At 64.6% G+C, this 12,701-nt stretch carries 10 protein-coding genes; 8 read left to right on the top strand and 2 right to left on the bottom strand.

The annotated features are described in order from the left end of the window. Positions 1 to 132 precede the first annotated feature (132 nt). Complete coding sequence (locus OVY29_RS17105; protein ID WP_037557426.1) at positions 133 to 612, bottom strand: MarR family winged helix-turn-helix transcriptional regulator; 480 nt, start codon at positions 610 to 612, stop codon at positions 133 to 135. A 279-nt stretch (positions 613 to 891) separates the two neighbouring features. On the opposite strand from OVY29_RS17105, the gene ectA reads away from it, so the two are divergent. The 8 genes from ectA to OVY29_RS17065 all read left to right on the top strand — a co-directional run bounded on the left by ectA (position 892) and on the right by OVY29_RS17065 (position 9,559). Beyond that, positions 892 to 1,395, top strand: coding sequence for a diaminobutyrate acetyltransferase (gene ectA / locus OVY29_RS17100; protein WP_152567698.1), 504 nt, complete (start codon positions 892 to 894; stop codon positions 1,393 to 1,395). Positions 1,396 to 1,399: 4 nt separating this feature from the next. After that, on the top strand, positions 1,400 to 2,704 hold the full coding sequence (gene ectB / locus OVY29_RS17095) for a diaminobutyrate--2-oxoglutarate transaminase (protein ID WP_037557428.1): 1,305 nt from the start codon (positions 1,400 to 1,402) through the stop codon (positions 2,702 to 2,704). A 20-nt stretch (positions 2,705 to 2,724) separates the two neighbouring features. Further along, the gene (locus OVY29_RS17090) at positions 2,725 to 3,126 is read left to right on the top strand and encodes an ectoine synthase (protein WP_037557429.1); all 402 of its coding nucleotides are present in this window, start codon (positions 2,725 to 2,727) and stop codon (positions 3,124 to 3,126) included. Positions 3,127 to 3,156: 30 nt separating this feature from the next. Continuing rightward, complete coding sequence (thpD, locus tag OVY29_RS17085) at positions 3,157 to 4,077, top strand: ectoine hydroxylase (protein WP_037557430.1); 921 nt, start codon at positions 3,157 to 3,159, stop codon at positions 4,075 to 4,077. Further along, positions 4,074 to 5,513: an aspartate kinase gene (locus OVY29_RS17080; protein WP_037557431.1), complete on the top strand. Its 1,440-nt coding sequence runs from the start codon at positions 4,074 to 4,076 to the stop codon at positions 5,511 to 5,513. Before thpD ends, OVY29_RS17080 begins: the two co-directional genes overlap by 4 nt. A 21-nt stretch (positions 5,514 to 5,534) precedes the next feature. Beyond that, entirely contained in the window at positions 5,535 to 6,803 is a 1,269-nt protein-coding gene (locus OVY29_RS17075) for an MFS transporter (RefSeq protein WP_037557432.1), read from the top strand. Then, positions 6,788 to 8,146: an MFS transporter gene (locus OVY29_RS17070; protein WP_313911787.1), complete on the top strand. Its 1,359-nt coding sequence runs from the start codon at positions 6,788 to 6,790 to the stop codon at positions 8,144 to 8,146. Before OVY29_RS17075 ends, OVY29_RS17070 begins: the two co-directional genes overlap by 16 nt. Before the next feature lie 384 nt (positions 8,147 to 8,530). Continuing rightward, positions 8,531 to 9,559: a LacI family DNA-binding transcriptional regulator gene (locus OVY29_RS17065; RefSeq protein WP_037557434.1), complete on the top strand. Its 1,029-nt coding sequence runs from the start codon at positions 8,531 to 8,533 to the stop codon at positions 9,557 to 9,559. A 94-nt stretch (positions 9,560 to 9,653) separates the two neighbouring features. Here OVY29_RS17065 and OVY29_RS17060 read toward each other — a convergent pair whose 3' ends face one another. Next, the gene (locus OVY29_RS17060) at positions 9,654 to 12,638 is read right to left on the bottom strand and encodes a TonB-dependent receptor (RefSeq protein ID WP_052182474.1); all 2,985 of its coding nucleotides are present in this window, start codon (positions 12,636 to 12,638) and stop codon (positions 9,654 to 9,656) included. Positions 12,639 to 12,701: the final 63 nt, after the last annotated feature.

Genomic DNA, 12,701 nt, shown 5'->3' with positions numbered 1-12,701 from the left:
CCGGTCGAAGCTGTCCGGCACATCCGAGAGGATAGCTCCGGCGGCCGCCCTCGCTACTAACAGCCTCGGCCAGTCAAAAACAAGACTCGCCGATGCCGCGCGGCGATCTTCGCAAATATGCGGCCGGCTGCTTCAATCGCGATCGATCGCCCCGGTATCGAGCAGCGGCGCGGCATCGACATCGCCCGCCCCCAGCAAGTCGGCCAGACGCTCGGTGCCCGCCAGAATCATCGCCTGCTCCCACCCCGGGAGTGCAGCGAATCCCGCCTCGAACTTTTCCTGCAGCATGTCCGGCGCTTCGACGAGGCGGCGGCGGCCCGCTTCGGTCGCTTCCAAAAGGACGCGCCGCTTGTCTTGTACGCTGCGCGTCCGGCTGGCGAGACCCAGCGCGACGAGGCGGTCGACGATCGCAGTGATCGTCGCATGGCTGAACTCCAGTCGCTGCGCGACCACCCCGGGCGTCACCTCGTCGCCGGCATCGATCTCGCGCAGCACCAGCAGCTGCGACGGCGTGAGGCCGGTGGCGGCTGCCAGCCTGCGGGTGCCGCCGTCGGTCGCGCGCAGGACGCGCCGCAAGGCCTTCAACGTCGCGTTCGCAATTTCGGATTCCATGCGCCCTGTTAGCCGCCCGCCCCGCGCGCGCCAACGCCTTATCCCTGATCGCTAACGGGTGACACAGGGCTGTCATATATTTCGATATATGAAATAAAATTACGGCGGCGGGTTGAACGCTTGGCCTTAACTCTTATATTTTGCGCGAATCACGGTCTTGCCAGGCCGCATAAATCCGAAATTTATTTCAGGAGATGAAAGATACTAGATCGGCAAAAAGACGAAGAGTCATTGCCTCCAGGGAAAGATTTTGACGCGATCCCGGCCGCAGATGCCGATATACGCTTCCGCCGGCCGATCGCGTCGGACGGCCCCGCCGTCACCGCTTTGATAGCGGCGTGTCCGCCGCTCGATCGCAATTCCCGCTATTGCAACCTGCTCCAGTGCGAACATTTCGCCGACCATTGCGTCATCGCCGAAAAGGCGGGGCGGATCGTCGGTTGGGTGTCGGGCTATCGCCCGCCGTCGGATCCCGCGGCCTTTTTCGTGTGGCAGGTCGCCGTCTCCACCGAGGGACGCGGGAAGCAACTCGCGAGCCGCATGATCGCCGACCTGCTCGCCAGGCCGGCACAGGATGGCGTGTCGCACATGATCACCACGATCACCGCCGACAATCAGGCATCGTGGGGATTGTTCCGCAGCCTCGCGCGCAAATGGGACGCCGAGCTGGAACGCAGCGCGCTGTTCGAGCGCGAAGCCCATTTCGCGGGCGCCCACGCCACCGAATATCTGGCCCGCATCGGGCCGATCGACCGTACCAAGATAGACGCAGAACAGGGATAGACACATGATCACGACACCCCAGCCGTCCGGCGCGATTCCGGACCGGACGATCTATGAGCGCCGCGAATCCGAAGTTCGCAGCTATGCCCGCTCCATGCCGCGCCAGTTCGGCAGGGCCGAAGGCGTGTGGATGCACGACGACCAGGGCGGGCGCTACCTCGACTTGCTGTCGGGCTGCTCGACGCTCAACTATGGGCATAACCACCCGATCCTGAAGCAGGCGCTGCTCGATTATATCGCCGCCGACGGCATCGCGCACGGGCTCGACCTGCACACCGATGCAAAGCAGGACTTTCTCGCCACCTTCGAAGAGCTGATCCTGAAACCGCGCGGGCTCGACCATCGCGTGATGTTCACCGGGCCCACGGGCACGAATGCGGTCGAGGCCGCGATCAAGCTCGCGCGCAAGGTCACGGGCCGCGAAATGGTGATCGCCTTCACCAACGGCTTCCACGGCATGACATTGGGGGCGCTCGCCTGCACCGGCAACGCCACCAAGCGCGGCGGCGCGGGCGTGCCGCTCAGCCATGTCGCGCACGAGCCTTACGATGGCTATTACGGCCCCGACGTCGACACCGCCGACCTGCTCGAACAGCGGCTCGCCGATCCGTCGAGCGGGCTCGATGCCCCCGCGGCGATCCTCGTCGAAACGGTGCAGGGCGAAGGCGGGCTCAACGCCGCCTCGCCCGAGTGGCTGCGCCGCATCGCGGACATCGCCAGGGCGCATGGCGCGCTGCTGATCGTCGACGACATCCAGGCGGGCTGCGGCCGCACCGGCGGCTTCTTCAGCTTCGAGGATATGGGCTTCACCCCCGACATCGTGACGCTGGCGAAATCGCTCTCGGGCATGGGCCTGCCCTTCGCGCTGACCCTGCTGCGCCCCGAGCTCGACCAATGGTCGCCGGGCGAACACAATGGCACCTTCCGCGGCAACAACCACGCCTTCGTCACCGCGACCGCCGCGCTCAGGCATTTCTGGAGCACGGGCGATTTCCAGCGCGACATCGAGCGACGCGGCCAGATTCTCGCGATGCGGCTCGATCGCATCGCGGCCGAGCATGGCTTCGAAACCCGCGGCCGCGGCATGATGCGCGGCGTCAATGTCGGCTCGGGCGAGCTTGCTTCGACCGTGACCGCCGCCTGCTTCGACGCTGGCCTGATCATCGAGACCAGCGGCGCGCACGACGAGGTGATCAAGGTGCTTGCCCCGCTCGTCATCGACGACGCCGTCCTCGGCACCGGGCTCGACATCCTCGAAACCAAAATCCGTCAGGCGACGGCCGCCGACTACGCCGTCGCCGCCGAATAACAGACACAGGAGATATCCACATGATCGTTCGCAACCTGAATGACATCCGCAAATCCGACCGCAACGTCCGCTCGGACGGCTGGGCGAGCGCCCGCATGCTGCTCAAGGACGATGGCATGGGCTTTTCCTTCCACGTCACGACCATGTTCGCGGGCACCGAGCTCAAGATGCACTACCAGAATCATCTGGAATCGGTGTTCGTTCTGAAGGGCACCGGCACCATCGAAGATCTGGGCACCGGCGAAATCCACCGGCTGGAACCCGGCGTGATGTACGCGCTCAACGAGCATGACCGGCACATCGTGCGGCCCGAAACCGACATTTTGACCGCCTGCGCCTTCAACCCGCCAGTGACCGGCAAGGAAGTCCACGACGAAACCGGCGCCTATCCGGCCGACGCCGACCTCGTCGCCGCCGACTGATCATCACGAAAACAGAAAGGGAGACGTCCGATGCAAGACCTCTACCCATCGCGGCACGCACCCGAGGCCGAAATGCGGCCGCGGCAGGACCCTGTCGTCCATAGCGAATGGAACAATGACGCGCCGATCAGCGCGCGCCAGGCGGCGCAATTCGACCGCGACGGCTATATCGTGCTCGAGGATATTTTCTCGGCCGACGAGGTCGCCTTCCTGCAAAAAGCGGCTGGCGCGCTGCTCGCCGATCCGGCCGCGCTCGATAGCGACACGATCGTCACCGAACCGCAGGCCAACGAGATCCGCTCGATCTTCGAGATTCACGCGCAGAGCCCCGTGATGGCGCGGCTCGCCGCCGATGCGCGGCTCGCCGACGTCGCGCGCTTCCTGCTCGGCGACGAGGTCTATATCCACCAGTCGCGCCTCAACTATAAGCCCGGTTTCACGGGCAAGGAATTCTACTGGCATAGCGATTTCGAGACCTGGCACGTCGAGGACGGCATGCCGCGGATGCGCGCGCTGTCGATGTCGGTGCTGCTCGCCGAGAACACGCCGCACAACGGGCCGCTGATGGTGATCCCGGGGTCGCACCGCACCTATCTCACCTGCGTCGGCGAAACCCCCGACGATCATTATCTGAGCTCACTCAAGAAACAGGAATATGGCGTTCCCGACGAGGAAAGCCTCGCCGAACTCGCGCACCGGCACGGCATCGTCGCGCCGACGGGCAAGCCGGGCACCGTGATCCTGTTCGACTGCAACCTGATGCACGGGTCGAACGGCAACATCACCCCCTTCCCGCGCGCCAACGCCTTCCTCGTCTATAATGCGGTCAGCAACCGGCTCGAAATGCCGTTCGGTGTGGACAAGCCGCGCCCCTGGTTCCTCGCCCATCGCGGCGAACCCGAACCGCTGACGATCGAACGCGGCCCGCTCGCCGAGACGGTGGCCGCATGACCGGGCATAGCGTCGAAAAAATCGGCGGCACTTCGATGGCCGCAACCGCGACCCTGTTCGACAATGTGCTGATCGCGGGGCGGTCGGGTGCCGATCTCTACAATCGCATTTTTGTGGTCTCGGCCTATGGCGGGATGACCGACCTGCTGCTCGAGAACAAGAAGAGCGGCGTGCCCGGCGTCTATGGCCGCTTCGTCGCCGACGAGGATGTGGGCGGCTGGCGCGAGGCGATGGAGGATGTCCGCCGCGCGATGCACGAACGCAACGCCGGAATGTTCGCGCGGCCCGAAAGCCGCGACGAGGCCGACGCCTTCGTCGACACGCGCATCGCCACGGTCGCGGCGTGCCTCGAAGACCTCGCGCGCCTGCGCGCCCACGGCCGCTTCTGCGTCAAGGAACAGCTGATGACGGTGCGCGAACTGCTCGCCGGGATCGGCGAGGCGCACAGCGCGCACAGCACAGCATTGCTGCTGCGCGACCGCGACGTGAACGCGCGCTTCGTCGACCTGACGCTTTGGGATCAGGAGGATCTCCGCAGTCTCGACGCGCGGATCGGCGACGCCTTCGCCGGAATCGACCTCGCCACGACGCTGCCGATCGTGACCGGCTATGCCGGCTGCGAGGGCGGCATGGTGCGCCGCTATGCGCGCGGCTATACCGAAATGACCTTTTCGCGGCTCGCCGTCCTTACCGGCGCGCGCGAGGCGATCATCCACAAGGAATTCCACCTGTCGAGCGCCGATCCCAAGCTGGTCGGCGAGGACAAGGCGCGCAAGATCGGCCGCACCAACTACGATGTCGCCGACCAGCTCGCGAACCTCGGCATGGAAGCGATCCATCCGGGGGCCGGACGCGGCCTTCGCCAGACCGACATTCCGCTGCGCGTGCGCAACACCTTCGACCGCGAGGATGGCGGCACCCTCGTCACGGGCGACTATGTCTCCGACGTGCCGCGCGTCGAGATCGTCACCGGCATCCGTCAGATGCAGGCGCTGACCTTCTTCGAACAGGATATGGTCGGGGTGAAGGGCTATGACGCCGCGATCCTCGACGCGCTGACGCGCCACCGGCTGTGGATCGTCAGCAAATCGTCGAACGCGAACACGATCACCCATTATCTGTCGGCGAGCGCCGACGCGGTGAAAAAGGTGATTGCCGACCTGCAAAAAGACTATCCCGAGGCTGCCATCTCGACGCAACCGGTGGCGATGATCGCGGCGATCGGCAGCGACATTTCGCGCCCCGGGCTCGTCCCCGACGCGCTGCGCGCGCTCGAGGACGCCGGCATCGGCATGATCGCGATGCAGCATCAAATCCGTAATGTCGACATCCAGTTCATCGTCGACAGCCGCGATTTCGACGCGGCGGTGCGCGTGCTGCACAAGGCGCTCGTCGAAGACGTCGATGCGGCTGCGGAGGGCCGGCGCGCCGCGTGATGCGGCGGCCGGGCGCGGCCGATGTTCGCAACGATCCTGCCCGTGCGGAGCCTGCTGGTCGCGATTTTCGTGATGATGGCGGGCAGCGGCTTCCTGTCGACACTGATCGGTCTGCGCCTCGAACGCGCGGGCAGCGGCACGATGATCATCGGCCTCGTCGCGACCGCCTATTTTGCCGGGCTCGTCGTGGGCGCGCTGCGTGCGGGCGAGGTCGTGCGCCGCGTCGGTCATATCCGTGCCTTCGCCGCCTTCGTCGCATTGCTCTCGGCAAGCACATTGACTTATGCGCTGTTCCAGCACCCCGCGCTGTGGGCGGCGCTGCGCTTCGTCGACGGGCTGTGCGTCGCGGGCGTCTTCATCTGCGTCGAAAGCTGGCTGGGCGACCGTTCCGAACCGGCGACACGTGGCACCGTGCTCGCCTGGTATATGGTCGCGCTCTATTCGGGGCAGGCGCTCGGCCAGCTCATCCTGCGATCGGGGAACACGGCGCCGCAGATCCCCTTCGAACTCGCCTCGATCCTCATCACGCTCGCGATCATCCCCGTCTGCCTGACCCGCGCGGCCGCGCCGCTGCTCGAGGATGCCGCCTCGCTACCGCTGAAGCGCCTGTTCGAAGCCTCGCCGCTCGGTGTCGCGGGCGCGGGGATCACCGGCCTCTTGCTCGGCGCCTTCTATGGCCTTGCCGCCATTTACGCGCGCCGGATCGGCCTCAGCCTCGCCGACACCGCGACCTTCATGACGATCGTGATCCTCGGCGGCGTCGCGCTGCAATGGCCGCTCGGTCGCCTGTCGGACCGCTACGACCGGCGGCGCGTGATCATCGCATGTTTCGCCGCGACGCTTGCCGTCAGCATTGCGCTCGCCACCGCGCCTACCGGCACCCTATTGCTCGGTCTCGGCGCGATATTCGGCGGGCTCAGCTTCGCGCTCTACCCGCTGTGCGTCGCCTTCGCAAACGACCGCCTGCTCCCGTCGGAGCGCGTCACCGCGAGCGGCCAGCTCGTCCTCCTCTATTCGGTCGGCGCCGCGCTCGGCCCGCTCGGCGCCGCCGCGGCGATGACGTTCGCGGGTGCGGGCGGGCTCTTTCTCTTCATCGCACTCGCGGCGGCGGCGATGCTCGCCTTCGGCCTGTGGCGCCTCGCTACCAGCGCGCCCGTCCCCGGCGCGGCGCAGCAGGATTTCCAGATTCTGCCGCGCACGACGCCCGTCGCCGCGCTGCTCGACCCCGCCGGCCCCGAGCCGTCGTCCGAACCCCCTCCGCAAACAGGTGAGACATGGAAAAGCCCGTAACGACCCACGCCCCGGGGCACCCGCCCCCCTTTCGCGAGCCCACGCCGCTGCACCGCGCGGTCGGAGCCTCCGCGCTCGGCAACGCGGTCGAATGGTTCGACTATGGCATCTATGCCTATGGCGTGACCTATATCTCGGCGGCGCTGTTTCCCGGCGACATGGAGGATGCGGTGCTGTTCGCGCTTGCGACCTTCGCCATTTCCTTCCTCGTCCGGCCGCTCGGCGGGCTGTTCTGGGGGCCGCTCGGCGACCGCATCGGACGCAAGTCGGTGCTCGCGATGACGATCCTGCTCATGGCGGGCGCGACCTTCGCGGTCGGGCTGATCCCTTCCTATGACAGCATCGGCTTCTGGGCGCCGACGCTGCTCATCCTGCTCAGGATGCTCCAGGGCTTTTCGACCGGCGGCGAATATGGCGGCGCGGCGACCTTCATGGCCGAATATGCCCCCGACGAACGGCGCGGCTTTTATGGCAGCTTCCTCGAATTCGGGACGCTCGCCGGCTTTTCCTTAGGCGCGGCGCTGATGCTCGGCTATTCGCTGCACCTCGGCGATCAGGCGATGCACGAATGGGGCTGGCGCATTCCCTTTCTGATCGCGGGACCGATCGGGCTCATCGGCATGTATGTCCGCTCGAAGATGGAGGACACGCCGATCTTTCGCGAGGAAATGGCGTCGGCCGAACGGCGAACGCCGCCCGGCATCGCGATCATGCTGCGCGACTATTGGCGCCCGCTGCTCGTCGTCGGCGGACTCGTCGTCGCGCTCAACGTCGTCAATTATTCGCTGCTCAGCTATATGCCGACCTATCTGCAGCGGCGCATCGGCCTGTCGAACGAAGAGGCCTTGCTCGTACCGATCATCGGCATGCTCTTCATGATGGTCTTCCTTCCCTTTGCGGGCGCGCTGTCCGACCGCGTCGGACGCCGCGCGATGTGGCGCTGGTCGCTGGTCGGGCTGCTACTCGGCGTGGTGCCGCTCTACATGCTGATCGGGACGGGCTTCGCCGGCGCGCTGATCGCCTTCATGGCGCTCGGCCTGCTCTACGTGCCGCAGCTTGCGACGATCTCGGCGACCTTTCCCGCGATGTTCCCAACCGCAGTGCGCTTCGCGGGTTTCGCGATCGCCTATAATGTCTCGACCTCGATCTTCGGCGGCACCGCGCCGATGATCGGAAGCGGCCTCATCACCCTGACCGGCGACCCGCTGATGCCCGCCTATTATATGATGCTGGCGTGTCTGGTCGGCCTCGCGGCGCTGCGTTTCATGCCGGAAACCGCCGGGCGATCGCTGCGCGAAGATCCTTTCGCGCGAAAAGCGACCCCCGCTTCCAGTGGCGGATAGGCGGCACCGCGGCGATATATCAAACTGAAATGTAAAGAGAAATGGTGGACCCGAAAGGATACGAACCCTTGGCCTCTGCTTTCGGAGCGGGTACTGACAGGCTACGCCTGGGCGGCCGGGTAGGTGTCGGCTTTGCGCCTGCCCGGCGCTTTTGGCCGATCGGGGACGGGGCAGCTCTGAGGCGCAAATCGCAAGAAGCAGCCGTGCGGTAATTGGCCGCGACGATTGGCAATGCTGGTTGCAAATTCCAGCAAGCAAGAAGCCGGCCAGCATCCATTTTTCTACCCGACTGAAAAAAAGGGGGCGCTGCGCCATTGAGTCCCGTTCAAGCGCGAAGCAGCTCCCCGATTGACAACGAAGGACAATCTCGTCACGAGCTGAAGCATGGCTCAAGGAGGAAAGCGCTCGACAAGCATTGACGTCGCCAGGCTGGCTCAGGTGTCACCCAAAAGCGTGTCGCGCGTCTTCAACAACGAACCGCATATCTCGCCCGCATTGCGCAAAAAGGTGCTCCGTGCGGCGAAGGAGCTCAACTACCATCCCAATGTTCTTGCGCAGGGCCTTGTCCGGCGACAATCCTATCTTATCGGCCTGATCTACGAAAAGCCGAGTCCGAGCTATGTCGTCGAATTGCAGCGGGGCGCGCTCGAACGATTGCATGGCGGACGCTACCGGCTGATCGTTTTGCCGGTCGAATCGGTCATGGACCGCCCGCTCGAAGTGGTCAGTCTCGTCCGGTCCGCGGCGCTGGACGGCGTCATCCTCGCGCCGCCGGCGTCCGATCATCCCGACATTCTCGACGGGCTTTCGGATGCGCGCATTCCGTTCGCGCGGATCGCGCCCCAATCCCGGCTCGATGTCGGCCTGTCGACCGCGATGGACGATGTTGCGGCGGCGCGCGAGATCGCGGAGCATGTCGTAGGGCTCGGCCACCGGACAATCGCGATCATCATGGGCGATCCGGCCCACGCGGCCAGCGCGCAGCGCCTTGTCGGCTATCGCCAGGCCTTCGACGCGGCCGGGCTGTCGCAGCGCCCCGAACTCGTCGAGACAGGCGATTTCAGCTTTGAATCGGGCTATGAGGCGACCAAGCGCCTGCTGTCGCGCAAGCTGCGGCCGACCGCCATATTGGCGCAGAATGACGATATGGCGGTGGGCGCGATGTCGGCGGCGCGCGAATTGGGATTCGACGTTCCCACCGACCTCACCGTCGTCGGCTTTGACGATTCGGAGATCGCCCGCGTGGTGTGGCCACGCCTCACGACGATCCGCCAGCCGGTCATGGAGATGGCGAAGACGGCGACCGACATGCTGCTTCGCGAACTCGCGGGCGAGGAACCGGGAGCGATGGTTATCCATGCGCACGCGTTCGTCGATCGGCTGACCGCCGCGCCGCCGCCGATCTCGTCATAGCCACAGCGAGGTCCCGCTCTATCGGGACGCCCCGAAAAAGGGAGCAGCGGTCCTCGCGAAGAGAACCGCTGCCATATTTCGGGGGATGCCGAAATCAGAAGTTGAATTTCACCCCGCCATAGAACCGCCGCGAACCCGATTCATAGCGGAAGGGCAGTTCGGGAAATTGCAGATAGACGCTGGTATCGGCCTTGGTGATGTTGATCGCCTCGGCGAAGACCTCGAAATTGTCGGTAATCTTGTAACTGATCTGGCCGTCGAGCTGCCCATAGGATTTCTGATAGATGCCGAGCGTCCGCGTCGTCGTCCCGTCGGCGAAACCGAAATTGCCGAGATATTGCTTCGAGCGCCAGCTGTACGACGCGCGCGCGGCGAAGCCATATTTCTCGAAGTAAATCTGCCCGTTCGCCGAATGCTTCGACACGCCCGGCAAGGGCAGATTATCGGTGAAGTCGGTGCTGAAATCGGTGCTGGTGTCCGAGAAGGTGTAGTTGGCGGTAAAGCCGAGGCCGAAATCGAAGGCATATTGGCCGGCGAGCTCGAACCCCTTCACCCGGCCGCCCGATCCGTTCGCGGGCTGCGATACGGGACCGAGCCGGCCACCGGCCTGGTCGTTCACGAAAACCGCGACGGTTTCGTTGACGATGAAGCTGTCGACCTCCTTCCAGAACAGCCCGGCGGACAGCAGTCCCTGATTTCCGAAATAGTGCTCGAAACCGAGGTCGAACTGATAGGCGCGGAACGGATCGAGATCGGCGTTGCCGCGGCTGCCGTTGGTGAATTTGAACAGATCGTCCGCAGGGTCGCGCGTGAACTGGGTGGCGAAACCCTGTCCCAGCGAAACCAGCGGCTGGCGCGCGACGACGCGGGCGGCCGAGAAGCGGACCTTGTCGCCTTCGCTGAGGTTGAAGACCGCATTCACGCTGGGCAGGAAGTCGGTGTAGCGGCGAACGACGCGGGCGGTGGTGAAGTCGCGCAGCACCCCGTTCCAGCTGTCGGTTCCCCAATAGCTGGGATCGGCGCTGGCGGGCTGGTTCTGATCGACCGTCAGGCTGGTGTTGACGATGCGAAGCCCGACATTGACATGATAGGGATCGTCGAGCCCGCCCATGTCGGCCATGACATAGCCCGATTTCGTCTCCTCCTTCACCCGATAGGTCTGCAAGGGATCGGCGAAGAAGGTGAAGGGGGTGTCGGGATAGAGCGACTGGATCCATTGCAGGGCATTGGTCATCTGCGACCGGTCGGCGACAAGCACGGTATCGCCCGCGACATGCCCACCGCCCGCGAAATTGGTGATCGTCTCGACCCGCTCGGGATTGCTGGTCAAAGTCTGATAGGGCGTGATGAGCGCCGGTGAATTGCCGAAGCGGGTGCATCCGGCAAACGCCGCAGGCTTGTTCGCCTCGGGCAGGTCGCAGATCTTGTATCCGATCGCGCCGTCCTGGAAATAGCCGTAGGGCGTCCAATTGTACGAGAAACCGGGCACGCGCTCGGCCTCGGGAATCGCGGTCGCGTCGATCTCGCCCTTGCCGCTGTAATCGGCGAGATAGCGGCCCGAGGTGAAATCGACCGTGCGCTGGCCATAACGAAAGCCCGCGCTCAGCGTGATCGTGTTCGTGTCGCTGTCGTCGACGTCATAACCGAAGTCGGCGCGGATCGAATGGCCCTTGATGTCGGACCGGTCGCCAAAGGCCCAGTGCGACTTGAAGAAGCCGTAGGCCGGATTGCTGAACAAATCCTGCGGGCTGTCCGGCGCGATGCCGAAACTCGGGAAGTCGCCGTTCCGATAGGTGAAATCGAACGTCGCGGGCGCCGCCGGATTGGGGATGAAACCCGGCTGCGGCCCCGAGGTGCCGGGGCCGCGGACGCCATAGGCGGTGAAACGCACATCGTTGTTCGCTACTTCGCGGCCCATCTTCGACGAGGAATAATCGGCCATGACCGACGCGCGGAAATTGGCGTCGTTGTCCCACTCTATCCCGAACTGAAGGTTGTCGGACTTGATCTTCGAGACGTCGACGAACGAAATGACCTCGGCCGATTGCGCACGCACGGTTCCGTCGGTCAGCACGCCATTGTCGTTGATATTGTAGCTGCCCACCAGGCCCTGCGATTCGCCCTGGCCGAACGGGAATTTGACCGAAGCCTCGCGCGTGTCGATCTTCAGGTCCGAATGGAAATATTGCGCGCTGACCTCGAGTTCGTCGGTGGGCCTGAAATTGACCCCGAGCGACGCGCCCCAACGCCGCCGATACTGGTCACGGTCGGTGATATAGCGATATTCGGGGGCATAATAGTTGGTCGGGACGGTCGCGGTATCGCGGCGCCCCTCGGCAAAGGCCCAGTTGCCGCGATTGTCGCCGCCGAGCACATTGACGTGATTGTTCGTCCGCTCGTAGCTGAACGACGCGATGATCCCGAGCCGGTCGTTGAAATTATAGCCGAGCACCGCCGCGCCGGCGGGTTCCCAGCCGCCGATTTCGCTGCCCTTGCTCATCTTGAAATTGCCCGCGGCGGTCAGCCCGTCCTGCAAGTCGAGCGGGTTGCGGGTCTTGAGATTGACGATACCGCCGAGGCCGCCTTCGAGTAGCGACGCGTTGGGCGACTTGAAAACCTCGATGCCGCCGATCAGTTCGGACGGCACGCCTTCGAGGCTGTCGTTGCGGTTATAATTGCCCTCGCCGACCTTGTAGACTTCGAGCCCGCTGACGAAAAGCTCGCCATTGAGCAGCGTCACATTCTGTTCGAGGCCGCGAATGCGGACCTTCGACCCCTGCCCATTTTCGCGGTCGATCTGAATCCCGGGAAGGCGTTGCAGCGATTCGGCGACATTCTGGTCGGGGAATTTCCCGATATCCTCGGCCGTCACCGATTCGATGATCAGGTTCGAATCGCGCTTGGCGTTCAGCGCATTTTCCAACGACGCGCGAAAACCGGTGACGACGATTTCGCTTTCCGTGCCTTCGTCAGCCGCCGGCGCGGACTGCGCGGCCGCGGGCGAAGCGGCCAGTCCCATGGCCAAGGCCGATGCCGCCGCAAACAACATGCTCCGGTGGCGCAAAGTCGCGCTGGTCATATCCATCCCTCCCAAGCCGCATCTTTGTGTGCGGACAATGAAAATCCCTGTTCGCGCGGGGCG

Origin of the sequence: Sphingopyxis sp. SE2, assembly GCF_032227185.1 — a bacterium.
Classification (GTDB): domain Bacteria; phylum Pseudomonadota; class Alphaproteobacteria; order Sphingomonadales; family Sphingomonadaceae; genus Sphingopyxis.
This window is presented reverse-complemented; position numbering and strand designations above follow the sequence as displayed.

Excerpts from the sequence above, each read along its gene's own strand:
- OVY29_RS17105 (WP_037557426.1), bottom strand. The coding sequence starts at position 612 with ATGGAATCCGAAATTGCGAACGCGACGTTGAAGGCCTTGCGGCGCGTC.
- ectB (WP_037557428.1), top strand. The coding sequence starts at position 1,400 with ATGATCACGACACCCCAGCCGTCCGGCGCGATTCCGGACCGGACGATC.
- OVY29_RS17090 (WP_037557429.1), top strand. The coding sequence starts at position 2,725 with ATGATCGTTCGCAACCTGAATGACATCCGCAAATCCGACCGCAACGTC.
- thpD (WP_037557430.1), top strand. The coding sequence starts at position 3,157 with ATGCAAGACCTCTACCCATCGCGGCACGCACCCGAGGCCGAAATGCGG.
- OVY29_RS17080 (WP_037557431.1), top strand. The coding sequence starts at position 4,074 with ATGACCGGGCATAGCGTCGAAAAAATCGGCGGCACTTCGATGGCCGCA.
- OVY29_RS17075 (WP_037557432.1), top strand. The coding sequence starts at position 5,535 with ATGTTCGCAACGATCCTGCCCGTGCGGAGCCTGCTGGTCGCGATTTTC.
- OVY29_RS17070 (WP_313911787.1), top strand. The coding sequence starts at position 6,788 with ATGGAAAAGCCCGTAACGACCCACGCCCCGGGGCACCCGCCCCCCTTT.
- OVY29_RS17065 (WP_037557434.1), top strand. The coding sequence starts at position 8,531 with ATGGCTCAAGGAGGAAAGCGCTCGACAAGCATTGACGTCGCCAGGCTG.
- OVY29_RS17060 (WP_052182474.1), bottom strand. The coding sequence starts at position 12,638 with ATGACCAGCGCGACTTTGCGCCACCGGAGCATGTTGTTTGCGGCGGCA.